We start from the raw sequence: 26,571 nt of genomic DNA, 5'->3' as shown, positions 1-26,571 counted from the left end.
AAGACGTCCAAGGAAACCAGTGACGGCTCGGCCGAATTTGGCCAGGGGGCCCACTCCCGATTCTCCGGTGGCTCGGGTCTGCGGCCAGCGGTGGAGGGCGGGGCGGCCGTATCCGGAGGAGGGTCGCGGCTCCGCCGGAGGTGTCGGTGCGGGCACTCCATGCTTCGAACACACCACGCGCGACGTCAGCGGAGTCCAGGCCGAGTTGCTCGGCGGCGGCCTCGGCCAGGTCACGAGTGGTATGTGGGGCGTCCCGGCCCTGACGCCACGCCCGACGCCGAAACCAGGTGTCGTCGGGGGTTCTAGCCGATCAGTAGCGCAGGGGAGAGGAAGGTTGCCTGGCGACAGGTTGACTGCCGTCCTCACGCCGCTAATGTTGAGCCGGTTTGACTCGACCATCGGGGAGTGCGGAGAATGACGCCGTTGGCCGTCGGGCAGAGACGCAACATCGTTTTGTTTGTCGTGGTCTCCCTGGTTTCCGGATTCGGCGGCACGGCAATGTCCCTGGTCGCCGGCATCTGGGTCATGGCCCTGACCAATTCCGCCAGCCTGGCCGCTATGGCGGGCTTCTGCGTCTTCTTCCCGACCCTTTTCGGGCCGCTGCTGGGCGCACTCGTCGACCGGTTGCCCCGCCGGCCGCTGCTGTTCTGGACGAATCTGGTGGTAGCCGCCCTGCTCCTGCTGCTGCTGGCCGTGCGATCCGCGGATCAGGTCTGGCTGTTGTACGTCGTGATGCTCGGGTATGGGATCAGCTACGTGTTGCTCGACGCCGGTGAGGCCGCATTGCTGCCGGCTGCGCTGCCCGGTGAGGCACTGGGACGGGTGAACGGCCTCCGGATGAGCGCGCAGGAGGGGGCCAAGCTCTTGGCGCCGTTGCTCGGCGCGGGTCTCTTCACGTTGCTGGGCGGAGCGGGGGTCGCGGCTCTTGCGGCCGCCATGCTGGTCATCGCCGCCGTACTCTACCGGCTCATTCGGGCAGCGGAGTCGCTGCCACCGAGGCAGCGACGGCGAATCGTGGACGAGACCCGGGAGGGCATCCGGTTCCTGCTGCGGGACGCCCGCCTGCGGGCAATCGTGCTCGTCGGCGCACTCGTCGTGACGATGTCCGGCCTCACGACGGCCGCCACGTTCGCCGTGGTCGACGAGGGTCTGGGACTGTCGGTGGCGTTCATGGGCGTGCTGTCCTCCGCGCAGGGTGCCGGTGCTCTGGCCGGAGGACTCCTCACCGGACGACTGATGTCCAGGCGGGGGGAGGCACTGGTCGGCACGTTGGGCGCGGTCCTGTTCGCTGTCGGCACCGCGGCGCGCCTGCTGCCCTGGACGCCCGGCGTCGTGGCCAGCAGTGTCGTCGTCGGTGTGGGCCTGCCCTGGACGGTGGTCGCGGCGATGACTGCGGTGCAACGACAGACGCCACACGACCTGCTCGGGCGGGTCGCCGGTACCGCCAGCACCCTCGTGTTCGGCCCGATGGCAATAGGCATTCCGTTGGGTGCATGGCTCGTGGCCGTCGCGGACTACCGCCTGACCCTCGTCGGGGTGGCGATCCTGACCATGATTGGCGGCCTGCTGTTGACGGGCCGTGCGTCTCTCAAGAGGTCCGACGGTGAAGGCGCGGTGACAGGCGGAGGCGCGACGCCGGACAGGGCAGGCACAGCGGACAGCGGGGCGGCGGCCGAGACCGGATCCGCCGCGCGGTAGGACGGCGCCGGGGGGGTTCGCGCGTCGGACGGCGACGCACAGAGCCCCCGGGCTGGGCCCAGGAGGTCGAGTGATCGCTCGGGGCAGCTGCGTCACCGTCCCCGGTCCCGCCCGGACACCGGGTTCCTTGCCGCTCATCCGCTGGTCGCCAGCCCTTCTCGTGGTGATCCTGCCCCGGCGCTGCTGAGCGTCCGCGCGGCCGCCCATGCGTGCCGTGAGCGGCGACAGCCGACCGATGACCGCGCGCCGGCCGATGCGTGCCGGGCCCGACGCGTTGCCTGGTGGCCGGCTGTCCTCGGCGCCGGCGGCGAGGCAGCCCGCGCTCGTCCGTCTCGAACTTCGCTCCACCATGGACGGTCGGCTCGTCGCCGACGCGTCGGCGGCATCCGCGCAGAAGACCCGACTCGGCCGGCCCCTCGGGGGCTCGGGTCGTGTCCCGCCGGCGGGACAGGGCGGGGGTTCCCGACGTGCCGGAACGGCACGGGCGACGTGGACTCCGGCGTGTGACGGACTGGCCGATTCGGCAACGGGCCGACGAAAGTGAGCTGACAGGCAGGCCGAACAGAATTCATCGGGACGCCGTATGGCAGCCGATGTCGAGACCATGGCGGAACTGGTCGCAGGGTCTCGCGTACGGCCCGATTCGAGAGGGCCTGATCTTGACAAGTCCGACACGGCCCGGAGTTTTGTATCCCACACTGGGCAGCATTCTCGGTGACGAGGAGATAAGGGCCGTCGCCGATCTGCTGCTGTCGCGCGAGCGGTTGTCGCAGGGCTCCTGGAGGCAAAAGTTCGAGGAAGCGTTCAAGACCCACACGGGTGCTAGGCACGCCCTCACGGTGACCAGCGGAACCGTCGCTCTCCGGCTGGCGATCCAACTCCTGGACCTGCAGCCGGGCGACGAGGTCGTGGTGACGCCGCAGACCTATCAGGCGACGGCGCAGCCGCTGCTCGACTACCAGGCGACGGTGCGCTTCTGTGACGTCGATCCGAACTCGCTGAACGTGGACGTGCGGAGGCTCGCGGAACTGGTGAACCACCGCACGAAGGCGGTGATCATCGTCCACTACGGTGGCCTGCCGGCCGACATGACCACTATTCGGGAACTGGCGCAGCGTCACGATTTCGTCATCATTGAGGACTGCGCTCACGCACTCGGCGCCGAGTACCTCGGCGATCGGCCGGGAGCACTCGGCGACATCGGTTGCTTCAGCTTCCACTCGACGAAGAACATCACCACCCTCGGCGAGGGCGGCATGCTGACGCTGAACCGTGACGACTGGGCCGAGCGCATCATTCGGCTGCGCAACAACGAATGCGACGCGGTGTACCGGCCGGCCGCACCGGACCTGCCGAAGGTACCGCGCGCCATGTTCGACGGGCTGGCCCACAGCAGCGAGTGCGTCGGAGTACGCGCCGCTGGGACCAACGCCACGCTGAGTGAGCCGGCCGCTGCCGTAGGCCTGGTGCAACTCGGAAAGCTGGCGGCGCTCACCGAGGCGCGGCGACGCGTCGCGGCTCAGCTCGACGAGGCCCTTGCGGCTCATCCGGGTGTGCGACTCCAGGTGGCGCACGACGGCGTTCGCCACTCGTACCACCTGTACACGATGTTCGTCCGGCCGGAACAGGGGATCGTGCGGGACCGGGTCGTCGAGCGCCTGGTGCAACTCGGGGTGGACGTGTGGCTGCGGTACTTCCCGGTGCATCTGCTACCCGAGTGGCGCAACCGAGGCAATGGGCTCGGCGACTGCCCGGTCGCCGAGCGGTGCTGGTTCGAGGAACAGATCAACCTGCCGTGCCACCCGGGCTTCGGCGATGTCGACGTGAAGACGATGGTCGCCGCGCTCGGCGACGCGCTGGACTACGGGACCCGTTCCTAGTGACGGCTGAGGGGAGCATCTGATGACGAGCGCGGACAGGACGTTCGACGTCGCCGTGATCGGCGGTGGTGCTGTCGGTCTGGCAGCGGCGTGGCAGGCGAGTGCCGCGGGGCTGTCCGTTGCGCTCTTCGAGCGGGGACCGCTCTTCCACGACAACGGAAGCTCCGGCGGCGCCGAGCGGCAGTGGCGTGTGCAGTACAGCGAGGAACAGCTGGCCCGCCTGGTGCTCGCGTCCGTCCCCGTGTGGGATCGACTGGAGCAGGCCATCGACCGTCCGCTGGTCCATCGCACCGGCAGCCTGTGGTTCGGCGACATCGACCAGGACAGCAACGAGGGGCAGATCCGGGCGGCGGCGGCCGTGCTGGAGCGACTGTCCCTCGGTTACGAGTGGGTCGGGGCCCGGGACATCGAGAAGCGGTACGGGTTCGCCAACCTGCCGGAGCACTACCAGGGTTTCTACCAGCCTGACGGCGGCGTGATCGATGTGCGGGGGACACTTTGGGCGCTGTACACGCTGGCGGTGGCCGGCGGGGCCGACATTCGGCCCCAGGTGTCCGTCCTGGGTCTGGAACCTACCGGCGACCACGTGGAGGTGATCACCGGTGACGGCAGCGTCCGTGCCCGTACCGTAGTCGTCGCCGCCGGTGCGGGCACTTCACCGCTGCTGGAAGCGCTGGGGCTCCGGCTCGGGATGCGGACCTTCGAGATGCCGTCGGCCTACTTCCGGTTGCGGGACCCGTCGCTCGACTATCCGACGTGGTTCGCCTTCGAACCGCCCACCGAGGCCGACGAGGCCCTCTACTACGGGTTCGGCCGCAGCCCGTGGGGTCGCCGCGACCTGGTCCGGGTCGCGCCCGACTCGGAGGCACACCCGCTTTCCGACGCCACGCAGGCCACCGGCGTGGCCCGGGACGACGACATGGCCAGGCTCTCCGCGTGGGTCGCCCGGCACCTGCCGAACCTCGACCCGACGCCCCTGCAGGCGTCGACATGTCTGGTCACGCTGCCCGACGAGCATCATCAGGCGTTCCGTGTGGGCCGGGTCCCGGGTGCCGAACGAGTCGTCTACTGCACCTCGGGCTGGATCTTCAAGTTCATCCCGATGCTGGGCCAGGTCTGTGTCGACCTGGCGCTGCGGGGCGCGGTGGCCCGTGACGTAGCCGACCTCCTGCCGGGCTCATGACGCTCTCCACGCGAGACCGCGAGCCGGAGCCCGTACCGCCGCTGGCCGGCCCTGCCCCGTCCACGACCACGACGGGCCTCGGCGTCGACGGCATCGCCGAGGCGTTCGCCCGGGTGGTCGCATCCGCTCCGGACGCGACGGCGGTGGTCAGTGCCGGCCGCAGGTTCTCCTACCGCGAGCTGGACCACCGGGCCGACGCGCTGGCCGATGCGCTGCCCGATCACGTCGGGGTGGAATCGGTGGTGGGTGTGTGCCTACGTCCCGGGGTGGACCTGGTCGCGGCCGTCCTGGCCGTGGCCAGGCGTGGCGCCGCCTTCCTGTTGATGGATTCGGCCCACCCCCGGGAACGCCTGGCCCACCTGGTGCGCGCGGCCGGCGCGCGCTGCGTGCTCGTACCCCGAGGGCTGTCCGACGCGTCCATCGGCGGCGCGGTGCCGATCGTCGCCGCTCACAAGTCGCTGGCACCTGACCCGCCGGCACGGTCGCCGCAGCGGGTCGGGCCGGACAACCTCGGGTACGTCGTCTTCACCTCCGGATCGACGGGAGCGCCGAAACCTGTCGGGGTGGGACAAGGCGCCCTGCTGAACCTCATCCGGTGGACGGCAGGGGAGTACCGGATACGCCCGGACGACCGGCTGTTACCCACTCACGCGCCTGGATTTGACGCGTCCGTACGGGAACTGCTGCTACCGCTGTTGACCGGAGCGAGCCTCGTGCTGGGCGACGGCGACGAGCGATTCGAGCCGGCGAGGCTGCTGGACGTCGTCTCGGCCGAGGGCGTCACCCTGCTCGACGTCGTGCCGACCCTGTTGCGCCATCTGCTGGACGAGCCGCAGGCGGGCATTCGGCTGGCCCCGGTACGCCTGCTGACCTGCGGCGGTGAGGAACTGCCGCCGTCCACGGCACGGCGCCTGCGCTCCGTGGCGCCGTGGATCCGGCTGTACAACCAGTACGGTCCCAGCGAAGCCACCGTGGCTGCCACCTCCTGGTCGTGCACCGACCAGGAGGACGACGAGAGGTCACCGATCGGCACTCCGATCGTCGGGGCGCGCGCGTACGTGCTGGGCCAGGACCTACGACCTGTCGCCCAGGGCTTGCCAGGCGAACTGTTCCTCGGCGGTCGGGGCGTGGCACGCGGCTACCCCGGTGTCGCCGACCTGACCGCGGAGCTCTTCCTGCCGGATCCCTTCCACGGAGAGCCCGGGATGCGGATGTACCGCACCGGTGACCTGGTCAGGGTCCAGGACGACGGCAACCTGGTCTTCCTGGGCCGGCTCGACGACCAGGTGTCGGTGGGCGGCCACCGGATCGAGCCAGGCGAGGTGGCCGCGACGCTGCGCCGTTTCGCGGCGGTCACCGACGTCGCCGTGGTACCCGTCCACGACGGGCCCGGCGCACCGTGCCTGGCCGCCTACGTGGTGCCTGCCGGCGACGGGGTCGACGAGAGCGCCTTGCGCGATCTCCTGGCCCAGCGGTTGCCGTCGTTCATGATGCCCCGCCATGTGTCCGTGGTGGATCGGTTGCCTGTCACCGATACCGGCAAGATCGACCGTGGTCGACTGCCCGCCCTGACCCGGGCGCAGGGCGCGCGACCGCCCGGCACCGATACCGAGCGGGCGATCGCCGAGGTGGTCCGGGCTGTCCTGGGCCTGGGCGTCGTCGGCGCCGACGACGACGTGTTCGCCCTCGGGGCCGACTCGCTGGGCGCCACCCGGATAGCCATGCAGGCCGGCGCCGTGCTCGGCGTACACCTGGAAGTGCACGACGTGTTCACCCACCGCAGCGTGGCTGCCCTGGCAAGGGCCGCAGCGGACGCGCCACCGACCCGGGACGTGCCCGCCGACGAGGCGGATGTGGCGCCGTACGAGCTTTCCCTGGCCCAGCGGCGGCTGTGGTTTCTCGACCAGCTGAACACCGGCAACATCGCCTACAACGTCTGCGTGGGCTACCAGGTCAGCGGAAGACTGGATGTCACCGCCCTCACCGAGGCGCTGCGCGCGGTCGCCGTCCGGCACGAGTGCCTGCGTGGCACGATTGTCGCAGCGGACGGCCGTCCACGGGTCCGGTTGCTGCCGCCGGAACAGGTGATCGGCCAGCTCACGGTCCGGGCCGTCGTCTCGCCGGCGGAGGCTGAGAAGGCCGCCCGCGTCGAGGCGGCAAAACCGTTCGACCTCGCGGTCGGACCGCTGATGCGGGCCACTGTGCTGCGGATCGGCCCGACCGAACACCTGCTGCTGGTGGTCGTGCACCACCTGGTCTTCGACGGCTGGTCGCTGGGACCGTTCGAGCGGCACCTGTCCGACGCCTACCGTGACGCCCTGGTCGGGCGGCCTCGCACGCCCGCGTCGAGCCGGCAGTACCGGCACTTCGTGGCGTGGCAGCGGCGGCACCTGTCGGAGGAGCGCATCAGCGACGTCGTCGGCTACTGGTCCCGCAGACTGTCGGGGCTCGACCTCGTCCTGGAGATGCCGGGGGACCGGCCCCACCCGGCGGTGCCCTCGTACCGGGCAGCCGCCGTCCCGGTACGCCTTCCGGCACCCGTCGTGGTGGAACTGCGGCGGCTGGCGGACCAACGGCGGGCGACGCTGTTCATGGTGACCTTCGCCGTCTACCAGTTGCTCATCGGGCGCTACACCGGGCGCGACGCGTTCGTCGTCGGCTGCCCGTCGGTCGGCCGGCCCGGGTCGGACTTCGAGGACATGGTCGGCTTCTTCGTGAACACGCTGCCGATGCGGGCCGACCTGTCAGGCGACCCTTCGTTCGCCGGTCTCGTGGAGCGGGTGCGGGACACCGCGACGAGTGCCTATGCCCACCAGGACCTGCCCTTCGAGCGCCTGGCCGAGCATCTTGCGCCGGCCCGCGACCTGAATCGCAACCCGGTGGTGCAGATTTGGTTCGACCTGTTCTCCGCGCCGGACTCGTTGGACCTGCCCGGCGCGACGAGTCGCTGGCATCCGCCGGCCACCGTCGCGACCAGGTTCGACCTGGAGCTGCACCTGTCTGACAGCCCGTCGGGGGCGCTGGACGGAGAACTGGTCTACGCCACCGACCTGTACGAGCGCGAAACCGTCGAACAGTACGCGCGACACTTCGAAAACCTCGCCCGGCTGGCTGCGGCGCGGCCGGACATACCGCTGTCCGAGGTCGACATGCTGCTCGACGAGGAGCGCGACCGGATCCTGCACGGCTGGACCGACACAGCCGCACCGTATCGCGCCGACCGTACGGTCCCGACGCTTTTCGAGGAGCAGGTCGCCCGTACGCCGGACGAGGTGGCGTTGGTCTTCGACGGCGTCCGGATGTCGTTCGCCGAGTTGAACCGTCGCGCGAACCGCCTGGCCCACCACCTGCGCGGGTGCGGCGTCCGGCGCGGCCAGGTCGTCGCGTTGTTCCTGCCGCCGGGGCTGGACGCCGTCGTCGGCCTGCTGGCGGTCGTCAAGACGGGCGCCGGGTACCTGCCCGTCGACGTCGACAGCCCGGGCGAGCGGGTCGCCTTCATGCTCGCCGACGCCGGCGCGGAAGTCGTGCTCACCCTCACCGCTCTGGCGCCCGACCTGCCGCTGTCCGTGGTGTGCGTGGACGCCGACTCGGCCGTCATCGCCAGCTGTGTCGCCACCGACCCGACCCGGACCGCGGCGCCGGACGACCTGTTGTACGTCATCTACACCTCCGGCTCCACCGGGCGCCCCAAGGGGGTGGTGATGACCCACCGGCCGCTGCTCAACCTACTCGACTGGCAGCTTCGTCGGGCCGAGCCGGCCGGACCCACGCTGCAGTTCTCCGCCCTGCACTTCGACATCTCGTTCCAGGAGATGTTTTCGAGCTGGCTCTGCGGCCGCCCGGTCGTCCTGCTCGACCGGGACCAGCGGCGCGATCCGGAGCAACTCCTCGCGGTGATGACGGCCAACGGCGTGCGGCGGCTGTTCTGCACCCCGCTGGTGCTGGAACAGATCGCGCAGGCGGCTGCGGGCGGTACCGAACTGCCGCCGCTCGCACAGATCGCCACCGCCGGTGAACAACTGCACCTGACCGCCGAGGTGCGTGACCTACTGCGCCGGCTCCCCGGCGTCGTCCTCGACAACCAGTACGGACCGACGGAAGCGCACGTCGTCACCGCCGAGATGCTCTCGGGCGACCCGCAGGACTGGCCGGTGTTTCCCCTGGTCGGTAGCGCGATCGCGAACACCCGCATCTACCTGCTCGACGAGCGGATGCGGCCGGTGCCGCCACGGGCCGCGGGTGAGGTGTACGTCGGCGGCACCTGCCTCGCCCGTGGCTACATCGGTCGTCCGGACCTCACCGCGGACCGCTTCGTGCCGGATCCGTTCGGTGTCGAACCAGGAACGCGCCTCTACCGCACCGGCGATCTCGCCCGCTGGACCCTCGATGGCCGCCTCGAGTTCCTCGGCCGGACCGACCACCAGGTCAAGATACGCGGACACCGTGTCGAGCTGGGCGAGATCGAGGTGAGCCTCACCGGCCATCCGGATGTCGCGGAGGCCGCGGTGCTGGCCGTGGGTCACGGGGCGAATCGGAGCCTGGTGGCCTATGTGGTTCCCCGTCGAGACGGCGCGCCCGACCCGAAGACCCTGCGTGGGTTCCTGCTCGCCCGGCTGCCGAGCTACATGATCCCCTCGGCGTTCGTCACCGTGCCGGCGCTGCCGCTCACCGCCGCCGGCAAGCTCGACCGCGCCGGACTGGCCGCGCTCGACGACCAACGGGGTGACGCCGAGCGGGATTCGGCGATCCTGCAGCCACACGAACGGATCATCGCGGACATCTGGGCGGGACACCTGTCCGGACAGGTCGGCATCGATGACGACTTCTTCGGTCTGGGCGGCCACTCGTTGATGGCCACCAGCGTCGTCCACGAGATCCGGACTGCTTTCGACATCGCACTACCGCTACGGGCGATCTTCGAGAACCGGACCGTCCGGGAGTTGGCCGCGACGGTGGCGGCGGCCGTGGTGGCACAGATCGAGGCCATGACAGACGACGATGTCGCCGCCGCCGTTCACGACACCACGCCCCACGCTGCGGGGAACGGGCCGGCGGGACACGAAAGGAGCTAAGAGATGCGGGTAATTGACGGTGCGACGGTGCGATCCATACTGTCGCCTCGAGAGCTGGTGCAAGCGATGGGCGAGGCGCTCGCCGACTTCAGCACCGGTCGCGTCGCGCAACACCCACGGGTGACCGTGGAGTCGACGACCAGCCCGGGACGGGTACTCATCATGCCGTCGGCCAGCGCCGACGCGGGGATGGGCCTGAAAGTGCTGTCCATGTTCGACCGCAGCGCCGAACGCGGTCTCCCGCACGTGCAGGGCGTGCTGATCCTCCTCGACCCCACGTACGGGGAGCCGCTCGCCGTCATCGACGGAGTCGCGCTGACCGAGATCCGGACGGCCGCGGTGACCGCCCGGGCCACGGCGCTGCTGGCTCGGCCCGAGGCGTCGCGCCTGGCCGTCATCGGCGCCGGCGTGCAGGGACGGGCGCACCTAGCCGCCCTCGCCGACCTGCGTGACTGGTCGCGGATCTCCGTGTTCAGCCGGACCGCCGAACGCGCCGAGCAACTCGTCGGGTGGGCGCGGCAACGGGATCTGCCGGCGGAGCTGAGCGACGATCCCGACGCGGCCCTGAAGGACGCCGATGTGATCTGTACGACGACCTCCTCGGCCAGCCCGGTCGTCGCGGACAGCAGCATCGCTCCCGAGGGCGTGCACATCAACGGCGTGGGGGCGTTCGGGGCGACCTGCCGAGAACTGCCGACCGCCCTGGTACGCCGCGCCGAGGTCTACGTGGACAGCCGCGAGGCCGCCCTGCGTGAAGCCGGTGACGTGCTCGTGCCGATCTCCGAGGGGGTTATCGATGCCAGCCACATCAGGGCGGAGCTCGGCGAGGTGATCGCGGGGCGGCACCCGGGACGTACCGATCCCCGCGCCACGACCCTGTTCAAGTCGCTCGGTCTGGCCGTCGAGGACCTCGTCGCCGCCCGCGTCGTGTACGAGCGGGCGGTCGAACGCGGCGCCGGTGTCGTGGTGGGTGCGAGTTGACCGCCGCGACGCGACCCGACCCGCCGTCGAACGACCAGCCCGGTGAGCGGGACCGGTGGGAAGAACGGGCGTTCCGCCCGATCGGCCGGGTCACGGGCGGGCGCCCGCAGTTGTTCTGCCTCCCGTACGCCGGCGGGTCGGCGAACGGCTACGACAGTTGGCTGCCGTTGCTCTCCCGCGCGCTGGACATCTGGGCTGCCGAGCTTCCCGGCCGGGGCACCCGGTTCCACCTGTCCGCGGCCAGGGACGTCGGTGAACTTTCCGGTCAGCTCGCCGACGAGATCGAGCCCATGCTGGCCGACCGGGTCGTGCTGTTCGGACACAGCATGGGCGCGATCCTCGCGCTGGAACTGGCCCTCCGCCTGCAGGCCCGCAGGGCCCCGCTGGCGTGCCTGGTCGTCTCGGGTCAGCCCGCCCCCGGGTGGCCGCGCGAGAATCGCCTGCATCTGCTCGACGACGCGCAACTGACCGTGGCGATGAAGGCGATGGGCGGTACGCCGCCCGAGGTGTTCGACTCTGCCGAACTGCTGGAGCTGATGCTGCCGATCCTGCGCGCGGACCTTCGCATGGTCGAGAACCATCGCTTCACGCCGGGGGCGGTCGTCCGGTGCCCCCTTGTCGCGTACGGCTCGGTCGACGACCCGGACGCGTCCGCTCCCGCGATCGCGGGCTGGGCTGACATCACCGAAGGAACGTTCGAGTCACGGATGTTCCCCGGGGACCACTTCTACTTCCAGCAGCATCCTGAGGCGGTCGCCGTCGATCTCACCCGGCGCCTGCTACGCCACCTGTCCACCCCCGATGGGGCGATCTTGGGAGGGACCCAGTGAGCCAGACCGACCAGGCGTTGACGACCCGGTACCGGGTCGTGGTCAACCACGAGGAGCAGTACTCCATCTGGCCGGAGGAGCGGGAGAACCCGCTTGGCTGGGAGGACGCGGGATTCGTCGGCACGAAGGACGACTGTCTGGCCCATGTCCGTGAGGTCTGGACCGACATCACGCCGCTGAGTGTACGCACCGCGCTTGGCAGCCACGAGACGACCTGAGGACGGACATGGCACTGGTCAGGTACGACCGGCAGATCGACGAGGTGACCGAGAGGTTCCTGGCGGACGCCCGGCGTTCGACGTGGGACCCCAAGGTCACCGCGCGGGCTGCACTGGAGAAGATCCGCCCCACCGACCCGATGCTGGAGCTGACCTGGAACCTGGCCAGTGGGAGCGTCTACGCCGAACAACTGGGCCTGGAGGCGGCAAGCGTCATCGTGACGGAGAGCCCAGACGCCACCGCCAAGCTCATCGGCGCCACCGCCGTCGGCGACGAGGGACGACACAGCGCCGTCTTCGCCTACTACGCCGAGACGATCGGTGGAGCGGTGGCACCTCCACCCGAGCCCATCGACGCGCTTTCGCGCGGCCTGATGGCCATGGCGCATCCTGCCGACCGGGCGCTGGCGCACATGCTCCTCGAGGGGTTCGCAGCCGACGAGTTCCTGTGGTTCGTCCGCGGTCTGCGCTCGACCGGCCTTGCGGACGTCTACCGACTCGTACGCCGGGACGAGTCGCGACACGTCGGTCTCGGGATGAACTACCTGACGCGAGGGGTGGGCGCGCGCCTGCTGTGCGAGACGTCCGCCGAAGATCTGTTGCGCAGCGAGGAGTTCGTCGTGCGTTACAGCGATCTCAACTCGATCGAGACCCTGGTCCGCCAACTCAACAGGGGCGTGCTCCCCGGGCGCGTGGCGGGTTGGATGCGTCGCCGCCATCAGAAGCGAATGTCGATCATCTTCGCCGCCCGCCCGGATGGGCCGGAACTGCAGGCGTACCGCCGAAACCATCCGGTGTGGGCCGTCCAGTGACGGTGGAGACCTCGGGAGAATCCATGATCCGTAGTGCAGGAGACCTGTCCACCGACCGCGCCGAACTGCTGCGACGTCGACTCAACGGTATGACGGGCTCGGCGGTCGCCGACGAACAGGGCATCCGGCTGGAGCCGGTGGCGCGGGGGGAGCGGTGGGTACCGTCGTTCGGGCAGCGCCGGTTGTGGTTCATGGACCAGTTGCAGCCCGGAATCCTCGCCTACAACATGGCGGACGTCGCCTACCGGATTCGTGGTCGGTTGGCGGTGGGGGTGTTGGCGCGGGCGTTGGATGTGGTGGTGCAGCGGCATGAGGTGTTGCGGTGTTGTTTCGAGGTGGTGGGTGGGGAGCCGTTTGTGCGGTTGGGTGCGGTGGCGGGGTTGCGGGTGGTGGATCTGCGGGGGGCGGTGGATCGGTTCGAGCGGTTGGGGGTGTTGGCGCGGGAGCAGGCGGAGGGTGTTTTTGATCTGGGTGGTGGTCCGCTGTACCGGGTGATGTTGGTGCGGTTGGATGATGAGGATCAGGTGTTGTTGGCGACTTTTCATCACAGTGTTTTTGATGGGTGGTCGATTGGGGTTTTTCAGCGGGAGTTGTCGGCGGCGTATTCGGCGTTGTTGGTTGGTGGGCGGCCGGAGTTGCCGGAGTTGGTGGTGCAGTATGGCGATTATGCGGTGTGGCAGCGGGAGCGGATGACGCAGCCGGTGGTGCGGGAGCAGTTGGCGTATTGGCGGGAGCGGTTGGCGGGTGTGCCGGAGGCGGTGCAGTTGCCGGTGGATCGGCCGCGTCCGGCGGTGCCGTCGTATCGGGGTGGGTTGGTTGATTTCCGGGTGGATGCGTCGGTGGTGGCGCGGTTGCGGGAGTTGGCTTCGGGTTCTGGGGCGACGTTGTTCATGGTGGGGTTGGCGGCGTTTCAGGTGTTGTTGGCGCGTTACAGCGGTGTGTCGGATGTGGTGGTTGGTGTGCCGGCGGCGGGGCGGGTGTCGGCGCGGTTGGAGTCGTTGGTCGGGTTTTTTGTCAATTCGTTGGTGATGCGGTCGGATGTGTCGGACGATCCGAGTTTTGTGGAGTTGTTGGGTCGGGTGCGGGAGACGGTTCTGGACGCTTTTGCTAATCAGGACGTGCCGTTCGACCGGCTGGTGGAGGAGTTGGCGCCCACGCGTGACCTCAGCCGCAACCCACTCGTGCAGACCTGGTTCGACCTCTTCTCGCCGGGTGACACCCTGCCCCTGGAGGGCCTGCAGGTCGAACCCTTCCCGGTCGACTCGGTGACGACTCGGTTTGATGTGGAGTTGCATTGTGTGGGTGGGGCGGACGGGTGGGATTGTCAGTTGATCTTTGCGCGGGATTTGTTCGACGAGGCGAGTATGCGTCGGTTCGCGGGGCATTATCGGCGGTTGTTGGAGTCGGTGGCCGCTGATGCGGGTCAGCGGTGTTCGCGGCTTGCGGTGGTGCCTGGTGACGAGTTGGCGCAGGTGTTGGTGCGGTGGAACGACACCGGTGTGGACCGGGTCGGTGGGCGGACGTTGGTGCAGCGTTTCGCGCAGCAGGTGGCGAGGTCTGCGCAGGCGCCGGCGGTGGTTGGTGGTGGGCAGCGGTTGAGCTACGCGGAGTTGGATGCGCGGGCTGACCGGGTGGCGGGGTTGTTGGCGGGTCGTGGGGTGGGCGTCGAGCAGGTGGTGGGGGTGTGTCTGCCGCGTGGGGTGGACCTGGTGGTGGCGGTGCTGGGGGTGCTCAAGGCGGGTGCGGCCTATCTGCCGTTGGACCCGCAGCAGCCGGTCGAGCGGAGTGCCTACATGCTCGACAATGCCGGGGCCCGGTTGGTGCTCACCGATGCGGCGGGTGTCGCGGGGTTGTCCGCCGGTGTGCAGACGGTCGACGTCGGCGCGCTACCGGAGCCGGAGTCCGAGGCCGATGCCCGGGCGGTGCCGGTGTCGCCGGCCTCACTCGACAACCTGGCCTACGTCATCTACACCTCCGGCTCCACGGGACAACCCAAGGGCGTGGCGATGTCGCACGGGCCGTTGGCGAACCTCATCGACTGGCAGTTGCGGCGCAGCCAGGTCGTCGGGCCGGTGCTCCAATTCTCGTCGATCTTCTTCGACATCTCGTTCCAGGAGATGTTCACTGCCTGGCTGGGGGGCAGCTACGTGGTGCTCGTGACCGACGAGCAGCGGCGCGACCCGGAACACCTGCTCGACGTGCTCGCCGCCGAACAGGTGCGACGGCTGCACTGCCCGCCTGCGGTGCTGGCACAGATCGCGCTCGCGGCGCGGCGCATCGGCCGTCGGCTGTCACTCGGGGAGGTCGTACCCGCAGGCGAACAACTCCAGATCACTGCGGAGATCCGCGAGCTGGCGACCGCCGGGGACGGGGTCGTGATCGACAACCAGTACGGTCCCACCGAGGCACATGTGATCACCGCCGGCCGTCTGACCGGTGACCCGGCCGACTGGCCGGAGTTTCCGGGCATCGGCAAGCCGATCGCCAACACCCGGATCTACCTGCTCGATCAGCACTTCCTGCCGGTTCCGCCCGGTGCCGTGGGCGAGATCTACGTGGCCGGAGACTGTCTGGCCCGGGGGTACGTGGGCCGTGCGGACCTGACCGCCGAACGGTTCGTGCCCGACCCGTTCGCCACGGTCGCCGGGCAACGGCTCTACCGCACCGGGGACCTCGCCCGCTGGCGCCACGACGGCAACCTGGAGTTCCTGGGACGCGCCGACCGCCAGATCAAAATCCGTGGATACCGGATCGAACCCGGCGAGATCGAAGCCGCCCTGCTCCGGCATCCGGATGTCGCCGAAGCCCTCGTCGTCGCCGACCGGGGCCGCACCGGTGACACTCGATTGGTCGCGTACGCCGTCCCCGCGGGCCAGGCCCTGCCACCCGGCTCGGCACTCCGCGCCATCCTGCGTGCCTCGCTGCCGGAGTACATGGTGCCGGCGCAGGTCGTCGCGCTGTCGACCCTGCCGCTCACGGCGACCGGCAAGGTGGACCACTCGAGCTTGCCGAGTCCGGCCGAGGCGCCGGTGGAGGAGTCCGGGGACCGGGTAGCGCCCCGCACGGCCGAAGAGGCGACGATCGCGGCCATCTGGGCGGAGACCCTCGGCGTACCGGCCGTCGGCGTCGACGACGACTTCTTCGAACTCGGTGGTCACTCGCTGTTGGCGACTCAGGTCGTGGCACGGGTCCGGAGCGCGCTGCGGATCGAGCTGCCGTTGCGGGCGATCTTCGAGAACCGGACCGTGGCCACGCTGGCCGTCGCCGTTGCCGGCCGGTCGACCGGCCCAGACGAGGTGCGGCTGGAGCCGGTGGCGCGGGGGGAGCGGTGGGTACCGTCGTTCGGGCAGCGCCGGTTGTGGTTCTTGGACCAGTTGCAGCCGGGCTTGATCGCCTACAACCTCCCGCTGGCCTACCGGATTCGTGGTCGGTTGGCGGTGGGGGTGTTGGCGCGGGCGTTGGATGTGGTGGTGCAGCGGCATGAGGTGTTGCGGTGTTGTTTCGAGGTGGTGGGTGGGGAGCCGTTTGTGCGGTTGGGTGCGGTGGCGGGGTTGCGGGTGGTGGATCTGCGGGGGGCGGTGGATCGGTTCGAGCGGTTGGGGGTGTTGGCGCGGGAGCAGGCGGAGGGTGTTTTTGATCTGGGTGGTGGTCCGCTGTACCGGGTGATGTTGGTGCGGTTGGATGATGAGGATCAGGTGTTGTTGGCGACTTTTCATCACAGTGTTTTTGATGGGTGGTCGATTGGGGTTTTTCAGCGGGAGTTGTCGGCGGCGTATTCGGCGTTGTTGGTTGGTGGGCGGCCGGAGTTGCCGGAGTTGGTGGTGCAGTATGGCGATTATGCGGTGTGGCAGCGGGAGCGGATGACGCAGCCGGTGGTGCGGGAGCAGTTGGCGTATTGGCGGGAGCGGTTGGCGGGTGTGCCGGAGGCGGTGCAGTTGCCGGTGGATCGGCCGCGTCCGGCGGTGCCGTCGTATCGGGGTGGGTTGGTTGATTTCCGGGTGGATGCGTCGGTGGTGGCGCGGTTGCGGGAGTTGGCTTCGGGTTCTGGGGCGACGTTGTTCATGGTGGGGTTGGCGGCGTTTCAGGTGTTGTTGGCGCGTTACAGCGGTGTGTCGGATGTGGTGGTTGGTGTGCCGGCGGCGGGGCGGGTGTCGGCGCGGTTGGAGTCGTTGGTCGGGTTTTTTGTCAATTCGTTGGTGATGCGGTCGGATGTGTCGGACGATCCGAGTTTTGTGGAGTTGTTGGGTCGGGTGCGGGAGACGGTTCTGGACGCTTTTGCGAATCAGGACGTGCCGTTCGACCGGCTGGTGGAGGAGTTGGCGCCCACGCGTGACCTCAGCCGCAACCCACTCGTGCAGGTCTTTTTCCAACTGTTCCAGACGGCGGACCGAATGGTGCGTCTGGAGCTCGACGGCACGCGAGTCACCGCCGCCCCCGAGGAGTCGGTGACGACTCGGTTTGATGTGGAGTTGCATTGTGTGGGTGGGGCGGACGGGTGGGATTGTCAGTTGATCTTTGCGCGGGATTTGTTCGACGAGGCGAGTATGCGTCGGTTCGCGGGGCATTATCGGCGGTTGTTGGAGTCGGTGGCCGCTGATGCGGGTCAGCGGTGTTCGCGGCTTGCGGTGGTGCCTGGTGACGAGTTGGCGCAGGTGTTGGTGCGGTGGAACGACACCGGTGTGGACCGGGTCGGTGGGCGGACGTTGGTGCAGCGTTTCGCGCAGCAGGTGGCGAGGTCTGCGCAGGCGCCGGCGGTGGTTGGTGGTGGGCAGCGGTTGAGCTACGCGGAGTTGGATGCGCGGGCTGACCGGGTGGCGGGGTTGTTGGCGGGTCGTGGGGTGGGCGTCGAGCAGGTGGTGGGGGTGTGTCTGCCGCGTGGGGTGGACCTGGTGGTGGCGGTGCTGGGGGTGCTCAAGGCGGGTGCGGCCTATCTGCCGTTGGACCCGCAGCAGCCGGTCGAGCGGAGTGCCTACATGCTCGACAATGCCGGGGCCCGGTTGGTGCTCACCGATGCGGCGGGTGTCGCGGGGTTGTCCGCCGGTGTGGAGGCGGTCGACGTCGGCGCGCTACCGGAGCCGGAGTCCGAGGCCGATGCCCGGGCGGTGCCGGTGTCGCCGGCCTCACTCGACAACCTGGCCTACGTCATCTACACCTCCGGCTCCACGGGACAACCCAAGGGCGTGGCGGTCACCGTCGGCTCGTTGCTGAATCTCGTCGACTGGCATGTCGAGCGGTACCGGCTCGACGGCCGCGACGTGGTCAGTCAGGTTGCCAATCCGTCGTTTGACGCCGCGGGCTGGGAGATATGGAGCGCGTTGCTCTCCGGCGCCCGGATGGTGGTCCCGGATCCCGGCGTGGAGGCCTCCGTCGATCTGTTGGCCGAGCATTTCCAGCTCGCGCAGACGACTGTGGCGTTCGTTCCCACCCCGATGGCGCAACTGTTGCTGCGCAGAGGGCTTCCGACGACCGGGCTGCGGTACCTGCTCACCGGTGGCGACACGCTGACCCTGCCGCCCCCGGCCCAGCCGGACCCCGGCGCGAGGCTCACGGTCTGCAACCACTACGGCCCCACCGAGAACACGGTGGTCGCCACCGCCTGCACCGTGGAGCCGGGGCAGGCACGGCCACCGATCGGTCGCCCGCTGCCGAACGTGACCGTGTACCTGCTCGATGAACAGGGCGCACCGGTCGGCGTGGGTATGGCCGGTGAGTTGTACATCGGCGGCACCGCGGTGGCCCGGGGGTACGTGGGCCGTGCGGACCTGACCGCCGAACGGTTCGTGCCCGACCCGTTCGCCACGGTCGCCGGGCAACGGCTCTACCGCACCGGGGACCTCGCCCGCTGGCGCCACGACGGCAACCTGGAGTTCCTGGGACGCGCCGACCGCCAAGTCAAAATCCGTGGATACCGCGTCGAACCCGGCGAGATCGAAGCCGCCCTGCTGGCCAACAACCGCCTGCGCGAGGCCGCCGTGCGCGCCGTCGACGGCCCGGCCGGTGACCCGGTCCTTGCGGCCTACGTGGTGGCCAGGGGCATGCTGGCACCCTCCGCGGCGGAGATGCGCGCCGATCTCGCCGAGCGGGTCCCCGAGTACATGGTTCCCTCGGTCTTCGTGGTGCTGCCGGAACTGCCGCGTCTGCCGTCGGGAAAGATCGATCTTGATCGGCTTCCGGTGGCGACACCCGACGGTGACGGCTTCGTGGCTCCCCGCAACGAGCTCGAAGCGGCGATCGCCGAGGTGTGGGCACGCATCCTGCACCTGGACCAGGTCGGTGTGACAGACGACTTCTTCGGGCTGGGCGGTCACTCCTTGCTCTCCACCCAGGTCGTCGCCGAACTGCGCCGCACGTTCGGACTGGATCTGCCCCTGCGGGCGATCTTCGACCACCGCACGGTGGCGGCGATGGCCACCCTGATCGAACTTCACCGAACGGAGAAGCCATGAACACAGCTGCGGACACCGCAGCGGCGGCCATCCTCGACGTCCTAGGGGTGGGCTTTGGGCCGTCGAACCTGGCGCTCGCCGTCGCCCTGCGAAGCCACAACGACGCCGTGGCCAGGCGGAGCGAGGCCGGGACTGCGCCTCGGGACGGCCGACTGACCTTCGCCTTCGTCGAGAAGCAGCAACGATTCGGGTGGCACCGCGGCATGCTGATCGAGGGAGCCACGCTGCAGGTGTCGTTCCTCAAGGACCTCGCGACGCTGCGGGACCCGGCCAGTCCGTTCACCTTCCTCAAGTACCTGCACGAGAAGGGGCGGCTGGCGAGCTTCATCAACCAAAAGGCGCTGTTCCCCTCACGTGTCGAGTTCAACGACTACCTCACCTGGGCGGCAACGGCGTTCGACCACGTCGTCCAGTACGGCAGCGAGGTCGTCGAGGTTCGTCCGGTGGTGGTTGACGGGCGCGTCGCCCAGCTGGACGTGGTGGCCCGGTCAGGTGGCAGGACCACGGTGTCCCGCACCCGCAACCTGGTCCTCGCCTGCGGCCTGGTGCCCACGACGCCGCCTGGTGTCACCCTGTCGGAGCGCGTCTGGCACAGCTGCGAGTTGCTGGATCGCGCCAACCAACTCGACGACGCCGCGCCGCTGACCATGACCGTGGTCGGTGCCGGCCAGAGCGCCGCAGAGGTGACGGAGTACCTGCACCGACGGTTCCGGGCGGCGACGGTGTACTCGGTGTTTGCCCGCTTCGGATACAGCCCTGCCGACGACAGTCCGTTCGTCAACGGCATCTTCGACCCGGCGGCGGTGGACCTGTTCTTCCACTCGCCACCGTCGGTCAAGAGGATGCTGCTGGGCTACCACGCGAACACCAACTACTCCGCTGTCGACGCCGACCTCATCGCCGAGTTGTACCGGCGCGTGTACGACGAGAGCGTGCACGGACCGCGGCGCCTGCACATGCTCAACTCCTCCCGGGTCCAGAGCCTGGAGCCCGAACCGGCGGGGATGCGGGTCACCGTCGAGCACCTGCCGACCGGGCAGGTACGGCGGTTCGCCTCGGACGTGGTCGTCTACGCCACCGGATACCGGCCGGCCGACCCGATCCCGATGCTCGGCGACTTCGTGCAGTACTGCAAATTGGACGACAAGGGTGCCCTGTGCTTCGAGCGCGACTATCGTGTGGTCACGACCGGCGGCGTCGACTGCGCGGTTTACCTGCAGGGCGGCACCGAGGAGACACACGGGATATCCGCCTCGTTGCTGTCCAACAGCGCGATCCGGGCTGGTGAGATCACCAGGTCGATCGCAGCCGGATCGGGGACAGGACCCCCGGCGTGCGGGCCCTGATGCCGTGACCTGTACCGGGAGGACCGGTTCATGCCGAGGAACGACGTCACCTTCGGTCTTCTGGGCGCCCTGCAGGTGCGGGCCAGCGGGCTACCGCTCGATGTGCGGGGCACCGTCGTCAACCATCTGCTCGGCGCCCTCCTGATCCACGCGAACGCCTGGGTGAGCCACCGCCGGCTGGCATCGTTGACCTGGGCCGAGGCCGACGTGAGCCGTAACGCCCTGCACTGCGCCGTGGCGCGGCTGCGCCGGATGATCGGCGACGCCGGCGACCGGAACGTCGGCATCGAGCACTCCGGGGCCGGGTACCGCATCATCGTCGGACCGGACCAGCTCGACGCGGCACGCTTCTCGACGTTGGCCCGCCGGGCGGACGAGGCCGACACGCCGGACGCCCGGTTCGAGGCATTGCTGCGCGCGCTGCGGGTCTGGCGAGGCCCGGTCCTCGCGGAGTCCTCGGAATGGTTGCGGATGGACCCCACTGTGCTCGCCCTGGAGCGCGACCGCCTGGAGCGCACCTACGAGCTGGGCGACGTGGCGCTGAGGCTGGACCGGGCCGCCCTGGCGCTGCCGCTGGTGGAACGGCTCGCCGCCCACCTGCCGTTCGACGAGCCGCTACACGCCAGGTTGTTGATGCTGATGGCGGCCGTCGGGCGGCGGGCCGAGGCACTGCGGGCCTACGGGCGGATGCGCCGCCGACTCGCCGACGAACTGGGCGTGGACCCGTCCGACGTGCTGCGCGAGGCGCACCTGACGCTGCTCGATCCGCAGACTCCTACGGTCGCGCCGGCCACGGGTGCGGCGGGTGGTCGGGCCGGCCCTCGGGTGCGGGGGCTCGTCGTCGGCCAGCGGCATGCCGGCGGCCCACGCTCCGAACCCACGCCCTGGGCCGCCGCCCCCGTCGAACCGCGGTCCGAGCCCCCCGAGGCGTCGCTGCAGGGGGCCGGAGCACTCGCCCTGTCGTTCGCGGGCGCGGGCAGGTCGCTGCCGCTGGACCAGATCGCGGACGCGGTGCTCGGGCAGCGGTGACGGTGGCGCCTCGCGGACCGGCCGAGGCGTCCGTGTGCAGGCTGGTGGGACTCTAGCCCGCCTCGGGCGAGTGCGACGCGGGCGGCTGCGGGCGCGACGGCGTGACCAGCTCCGGGTCGAAGCGCACCGGGATCTCGCGGGGGCTGCGTAGCTCGGGCCCCAGCGCCCACGCCGTGTCACCGGCCGGTACGGCGAGCCGTAGCGAGGGCAGCCGGTCGAAGAGCACCCGCAGGCAGATCTCGCCCTCCAACCTGGCCAGAGGCGCGCCCACACAAAGGTGGATGCCGTGCCCGAAGGCCAGGTGCGAGGGACGCTCGGCATCGGGCTGGAACCGCGCGGCGTCGGGGAAACGCGCCGGGTCCCGGTTGGCGGCGGCGAGCGAGACGATCACTCTGTCACCCTTGGCGATGCGTACGCCCCCGAGCTCCAGGTCGGTCAGCGCGTAGCGGCTGACGGAGGTCTGCACCGGTGCGTCGTAGCGCAGTGCCTCTTCGATGACGAGCCGCCAGTCCGTCTCCCCGGCGTGGAGCCTCGTCAGCTGTGCGGGATCTTCGAGGAGCCGCAGCGTCGCAGCGGCGATCATCGGACCGGTACTCACCTGCCCGGCGCCGAGTATCACGTAGAGCATGCCTTCGAGTTCGGCCTCGCTCTGAATGTCGTTGCGGTCGAAGCCGTCGATCATGACCGTGGTGAGATCGTCGCCGCGATGCCGGCGCTTGTAGGCGATGAGTTCCCGGATGTACCCCATCAATTCGTCTGTCGCTGGTGTCGGGCGTCCCTGGCGCTGTTGTTCGTGGTAACCGGCGACGAGGAAGCGGTCGATGCACCGGCTGGCGGACATCCGTTCCGATTCCGGGATGCCGAGAAGGTCGTGCACCACCGCCCACGGGATCGGCCACGCGTACTCGGCGACGAGGTCGGCGGTGCCGCGGGCGGCGAACGCGTCGATGAGCGAGGAGCACACCTCCGTGATGCGGGGGCGTAGCCGCGCGACGGCACCGCGGCTCAGGATGGGGCTCACCAGCTTGCGGAGCCGGGTGTGCTGCGGCGGGTCCTTACCGAGCAGATCGCCCTCGTCCTCGTCCTCACCCTCGGTGGCGGTCGCCGAGTGGCGTCGTTCGTTGCTCAGCCGTGGATCGGCCAGACAGGCTCGAGCGTGCTCGTACGAGGTCACGAGCCAGGCGGTGCCCTCACCGTCCGGCCCGACCACCGAACCCACCGGCATGGTGGACCGCATCCAGTCGAAGTGGCGGTACACGTCCGGGTCGCCCCGGCCGTCGCGTCTGACGAACTCCGGCAACTCCACATGCACCATGCTGGCCGCCTTTCATACGGACGAGTGAGCGCTTCGTTCGCATCCTGGCAGCGGGCCCTGTTGGGGCGCTGTCCGCGCGCTGTCCGGCTGAGCGACGCGGTCCGGGCCATGCCCAGGCCCCGCCAACGGGCCTCGGCGGAGCGAGGCGGGACGCCGACGGCGGATTGAAAGCCCTGTGACACTCCGGATCGCGAGAATCGCGACAGTCGCTGACCGCCGGGACACCGCGGTGAGGCGTCGGCGCCCGCCGGAAACGTGCCAGCGACGGGCGGGTGGCTGCGGGTCAAGGGCCGCGCTGCCCGGCATACCCGCCTGGAACGTCCGCAGGAACTTCGATCGGAGGGTCATGACCGATCCCACTCGTAACGAACACCGTCGCGCGCCGCTCTCCTACGCTCAGCGTCGACTCTGGTTCATCGACCGCCTACTTCCCGGACGCGCGGCGTACAACATTCCGTTCGGGTACCGGATCCGGGGTCGGCTCGACCGCGATGCCCTACAGCGGGCCGTGCACCACGTCGTCGACCGGCACGAGGTGCTACGTACCCGCATCGAGACGGTAGACGGTGAGCCGTACCAGGTGATCGACGCGGACGGCGGCGAACTGCGGCTCATCGACCTCCGCGACGCGGACGACCCGGAGTCGTCGGCGCGGTGGTTGGCGGCCGCCGAGGTGGACACGCCCTTCAGCCTGAGCGCCGGGCCACTGTTCCGGGTTGCGCTGCTCCGCCTCGCCGACGAGGACCACGTCCTGCTGTGCACCGCCCACCACGCCGTGTTCGACGGCTGGTCCCTGGTGGTGCTCACCGAGGATCTGACCGCGGCGTACCGGGCGTACTCGCGTGGGTCCACGCCCCCACCGGCGAAGCCGCCGGTCCAGTACGCCGACTTCGCGCTGCGCCAGCACGCGCAGATCGGTGAGCGTGAGACGGCGGAACAACTCGAGTACTGGCAACGCCACCTGGCGGACGCGCCGATCACCCTGGAACTGCCGTCCGACCGCCGCCGGCCCGCCGTGCCGTCGGCCGCGGCGGGAGAGTTCACGTTCCCCGTCGCCGACGAGGTCGCAGGCGGAGTCCGAGCCCTGTGCGCCGAGATCGGTGCGACCCCGTTCATGGTCACCCTGGCGGCCTACGGACTCCTGCTGTCGAGGCTGGCGGGCGTGTCTGACCTGCTGGTCGGGTCACCGGTGTACGGCCGGCTCGACCCGGAGCTGCGCGGCGCCGTGGGCTTCTTCGCCAACACCCTGCCGTTCCGCATCGACCTCACCGGCGACCCGACGTTCACCGAGCTTGTCGGGCGGGTCCGGGACACCGCACTCGAGGCGTACGCGCGCCAGGCCGTTCCGTTCGACCGCATCGTCGAGGATCTGGCGCCACCCCGCGACCTGAGTCGCAACCCGGTGGTCCAGATTCTGTTCGGTCTGTTGAGCACGGGCACCGGTGTCGAGCGCGGTGAGCTGGACCTGCCGCACCTGGCGGTAGAGGAGTTCCGCAGCGGGACGGTGACGACGCGCTTCGATGTCGAGCTACACGTCTTCGAGACGCCGGACGGCGGAATGCTCGGGCGGGTCATCTTCGCCCGGGACCTCTTCGAACAGGCGACCATGGAGCACTTCGCGCATCAGTACACGGCGCTGGTCGCCTCCGCCGTGGCGGAGCCGGGCACGCGGATCTCCGAACTGGTGCGAGTCACCGATGCGGAGCGGGCGCTGCTGGACGGCTGGAGCGCCGGGAAAACGGCTCCCGCCCTCGCCGTCCGTACCGTCGCCGAGCACGTGGAGTACCAGGTCGAGGCGCATCCGGACCGGGTGGCGGTCGTGTCCGGCAGTGAGCGGCTCACCTACCGGCAGCTCAATGCCGAGGCGAACAGGCTGGCCTCGTACCTGTGCGAGTTCGGGGTGGGGCCGGAGACAGTGGTGGGCGTCTGTCTGCCGCGTGGCACCCGTGCGCTGATCACCGTCCTGGCCGTCATCAAGGCCGGCGGCGCCTACGTTCCACTGGACCCGTCGGAACCGTCGTCGCGACTGAGGTTTCTGGTCCACGACTCGCGTGCCACGCTGGTGCTTGTCGATCCCCAGACGGCGGGCCTGGTGACGGGTGGGACGGCAGAGATCGTCGGCGCTGGCGTCAGCCCGGCGGCGGAGCCGGTCAACGGCGTGGAGACACCGGTGCTGTGCCTCGACGAGGAGCTCTGGCAGCGGATCGCCCAACGGACGGCGGACAACCTGCCACGACGTGCCGGCGTGGACAACCTGTTGTATGTGGTCTACACCTCCGGCTCCACGGGACGTCCCAAAGGCATCATGATGACCCACCGCTCGAAGCTGAACATGATGAACTGGTTCGTTCGGCACTATCGGGAACGACCGCAGGTGCTCCAGTTCTACTCGATGAGTCCGGACACCTACCTGTTGGAGGTCATGCTGGCCTGGTGGACCGGCGGCACACTGGTCGTCGTGCCGGAGGAGGTCCGCCGCGACATCCCGGCGCTGGGCCGTCTCATCGAGGCACACCGGATCACCACCACGGTGCTTCCGACCGTCGTCGCCGAACATCTCGCCCGGCACGCCGAACAGCATCCCGAGCAGTTCGCCTCGCTGCGGGACGTGGCCACCACCGGTGACCGGCAGCGGATCGGCCCGTCGGTGCGACGGATGTTTGCCGCCCTTCCCGAGGCGTTTCTCGACAACCACTACGGACAGACGGAGGCCAATGTCGTCACGGTCAACCGCCTCACCCATCCCACTGACGACTGGCCGGACCAGGCCCCGATGGGACGCCCCATCGACAACCTCCGCGTGTACGTGCTGGACACCACGATGCGACCGGTGCCGGTCGGAGCCTATGGCGAGGTTTATGTCGGCGGTGCCGGCCTCGCCCGGGGATATCTGGGCCGACCCGACCTGACGGCCGCGGCGTTCGTCCCCGATCCGTCCGGCAACGGCAGGGGCGAACGGCTTTACCGCACCGGTGACCGGGCGCGGTGGCGGTCGGACGGGACCCTGGAGTTCGCCGGCCGGATCGACTTCCAGGTCAAGATCCACGGATACCGCATCGAACCCGGCGAGATCGAGTCGTGCCTGGCGGCTCTGCCGACGGTCGAGGAGGCCGCCGTGGTCTGTGACACGTCGGTGCCCGAGGCGCCTCGACTGATCGGATACGTCACGCCCCGCGCTGGGCACGAGCTGACCCCTGAGGAGGTGCGCGGCGCGCTCCGCGTCGACCTGCCCGACTACATGCTGCCGGGACTACTCCTCGTGCTGGACACGTTCCCCCGCACCGCCTCAGGCAAGATCGACCGCAGGCGGCTCCCACTGCCCGACCCGGTACCGGTCGACGGATATGTCGCGCCGGCAACCGATACCGAGAAGGCCGTCGCCGCCATCTGGGGCGAGATTCTCGACATCGCGAGGATCGGCCGGAGGGACAACTTCTTCGGTCTCGGGGGCCACTCGCTGCTGGTGACCCGCGTGGTGTACCGGCTGCGGGAGATACTCGGGGTTGATCTGCCGTTGCGGTCGATGTTCGAGGCGGTGACCGTCGCGGAACTGGCGCACGAGATCGACAAGGTGCTCGCGGGTGCGGTCCAGGACCCGCACCCGGCGCCGAACACCGCCGTTGCGGTCTCCTGAGCCGCGTGCCCGCGCCGGTCTCCCCGCGGGGCGGGTCGCCGGCCGTCCGCCCAGGACGTGGTCGACGGCGGCGGGCCGGCGGGTTGGCGCCCCACCGGCCCGTGCGCCGGGTCAGCCGGCCGCCATC

13 protein-coding genes are annotated in these 26,571 nt (G+C 69.7%); 12 read left to right on the top strand and 1 reads right to left on the bottom strand.

Features of this window, described 5'->3' with window-relative positions:
- Positions 1-414 precede the first annotated feature (414 nt).
- The 11 genes from ACN28C_RS32820 (at position 415) to ACN28C_RS32770 (ending at position 21,495) form a co-directional block, all read left to right on the top strand.
- Entirely contained in the window at positions 415-1,698 is a 1,284-nt protein-coding gene (locus tag ACN28C_RS32820; RefSeq protein WP_422771357.1) for an MFS transporter, read from the top strand.
- Between the two features lie 503 nt (positions 1,699-2,201).
- Positions 2,202-3,578 (top strand): DegT/DnrJ/EryC1/StrS family aminotransferase, encoded by a 1,377-nt coding sequence (locus tag ACN28C_RS32815; RefSeq protein WP_422771356.1) that lies wholly within the window; start codon positions 2,202-2,204, stop codon positions 3,576-3,578.
- Positions 3,579-3,600: 22 nt separating this feature from the next.
- Complete coding sequence (locus ACN28C_RS32810) at positions 3,601-4,761, top strand: FAD-dependent oxidoreductase (RefSeq protein ID WP_422771355.1); 1,161 nt, start codon at positions 3,601-3,603, stop codon at positions 4,759-4,761.
- The gene (locus tag ACN28C_RS32805) at positions 4,758-9,833 is read left to right on the top strand and encodes an amino acid adenylation domain-containing protein (RefSeq protein WP_422771354.1); all 5,076 of its coding nucleotides are present in this window, start codon (positions 4,758-4,760) and stop codon (positions 9,831-9,833) included. Before ACN28C_RS32810 ends, ACN28C_RS32805 begins: the two co-directional genes overlap by 4 nt.
- Positions 9,834-9,836: 3 nt before the next feature.
- A complete protein-coding gene (locus tag ACN28C_RS32800) occupies positions 9,837-10,814 on the top strand; it encodes an ornithine cyclodeaminase family protein (RefSeq protein ID WP_422771353.1) in 978 nt (325 codons plus the stop codon).
- Positions 10,811-11,644 carry a thioesterase II family protein gene (locus ACN28C_RS32795; protein ID WP_422771352.1) on the top strand — a complete coding sequence of 278 codons (834 nt, stop codon included), beginning with the start codon at positions 10,811-10,813 and terminating at the stop codon, positions 11,642-11,644. Before ACN28C_RS32800 ends, ACN28C_RS32795 begins: the two co-directional genes overlap by 4 nt.
- Complete coding sequence (locus tag ACN28C_RS32790; RefSeq protein ID WP_422771351.1) at positions 11,641-11,862, top strand: MbtH family protein; 222 nt, start codon at positions 11,641-11,643, stop codon at positions 11,860-11,862. Before ACN28C_RS32795 ends, ACN28C_RS32790 begins: the two co-directional genes overlap by 4 nt.
- 8 nt (positions 11,863-11,870) lie before the next feature.
- Positions 11,871-12,674 carry a ferritin-like domain-containing protein gene (locus tag ACN28C_RS32785; protein ID WP_422771350.1) on the top strand — a complete coding sequence of 268 codons (804 nt, stop codon included), beginning with the start codon at positions 11,871-11,873 and terminating at the stop codon, positions 12,672-12,674.
- A 23-nt stretch (positions 12,675-12,697) separates the two neighbouring features.
- A complete protein-coding gene (locus tag ACN28C_RS32780; protein ID WP_422774890.1) occupies positions 12,698-19,120 on the top strand; it encodes an amino acid adenylation domain-containing protein in 6,423 nt (2,140 codons plus the stop codon).
- A complete protein-coding gene (locus ACN28C_RS32775; RefSeq protein ID WP_422771349.1) occupies positions 19,117-20,466 on the top strand; it encodes a lysine N(6)-hydroxylase/L-ornithine N(5)-oxygenase family protein in 1,350 nt (449 codons plus the stop codon). Before ACN28C_RS32780 ends, ACN28C_RS32775 begins: the two co-directional genes overlap by 4 nt.
- A 30-nt stretch (positions 20,467-20,496) precedes the next feature.
- Positions 20,497-21,495, top strand: coding sequence for an AfsR/SARP family transcriptional regulator (locus ACN28C_RS32770; protein WP_422771348.1), 999 nt, complete (start codon positions 20,497-20,499; stop codon positions 21,493-21,495).
- A 52-nt stretch (positions 21,496-21,547) separates the two neighbouring features.
- On the opposite strand, the gene ACN28C_RS32765 is transcribed toward ACN28C_RS32770, so the two are convergent.
- The gene (locus ACN28C_RS32765; RefSeq protein ID WP_422771347.1) at positions 21,548-22,810 is read right to left on the bottom strand and encodes a cytochrome P450 family protein; all 1,263 of its coding nucleotides are present in this window, start codon (positions 22,808-22,810) and stop codon (positions 21,548-21,550) included.
- A 346-nt stretch (positions 22,811-23,156) separates the two neighbouring features.
- Here ACN28C_RS32765 and ACN28C_RS32760 point away from each other — a divergent pair, with 346 nt between their 5' ends.
- Positions 23,157-26,444 (top strand): amino acid adenylation domain-containing protein, encoded by a 3,288-nt coding sequence (locus tag ACN28C_RS32760; RefSeq protein ID WP_422771346.1) that lies wholly within the window; start codon positions 23,157-23,159, stop codon positions 26,442-26,444.
- Positions 26,445-26,571: the final 127 nt, after the last annotated feature.

It is taken from the genome of Plantactinospora sp. WMMC1484, assembly GCF_049315195.1.
Lineage (GTDB): Bacteria > Actinomycetota > Actinomycetes > Mycobacteriales > Micromonosporaceae > Plantactinospora.
The sequence above is the reverse complement of the archived record's forward strand: the minus strand, read 5'-3'. Positions and strand labels throughout refer to the sequence as shown.

Coding starts and splice junctions, on each gene's coding strand:
- ACN28C_RS32820 (WP_422771357.1), top strand. CDS start 415: ATGACGCCGTTGGCCGTCGGGCAGAGACGCAACATCGTTTTGTTTGTC.
- ACN28C_RS32810 (WP_422771355.1), top strand. CDS start 3,601: ATGACGAGCGCGGACAGGACGTTCGACGTCGCCGTGATCGGCGGTGGT.
- ACN28C_RS32805 (WP_422771354.1), top strand. CDS start 4,758: ATGACGCTCTCCACGCGAGACCGCGAGCCGGAGCCCGTACCGCCGCTG.
- ACN28C_RS32800 (WP_422771353.1), top strand. CDS start 9,837: ATGCGGGTAATTGACGGTGCGACGGTGCGATCCATACTGTCGCCTCGA.
- ACN28C_RS32785 (WP_422771350.1), top strand. CDS start 11,871: ATGGCACTGGTCAGGTACGACCGGCAGATCGACGAGGTGACCGAGAGG.
- ACN28C_RS32780 (WP_422774890.1), top strand. CDS start 12,698: ATGATCCGTAGTGCAGGAGACCTGTCCACCGACCGCGCCGAACTGCTG.
- ACN28C_RS32775 (WP_422771349.1), top strand. CDS start 19,117: ATGAACACAGCTGCGGACACCGCAGCGGCGGCCATCCTCGACGTCCTA.
- ACN28C_RS32770 (WP_422771348.1), top strand. CDS start 20,497: ATGCCGAGGAACGACGTCACCTTCGGTCTTCTGGGCGCCCTGCAGGTG.
- ACN28C_RS32765 (WP_422771347.1), bottom strand. CDS start 22,810: ATGGTGCATGTGGAGTTGCCGGAGTTCGTCAGACGCGACGGCCGGGGC.
- ACN28C_RS32760 (WP_422771346.1), top strand. CDS start 23,157: ATGACCGATCCCACTCGTAACGAACACCGTCGCGCGCCGCTCTCCTAC.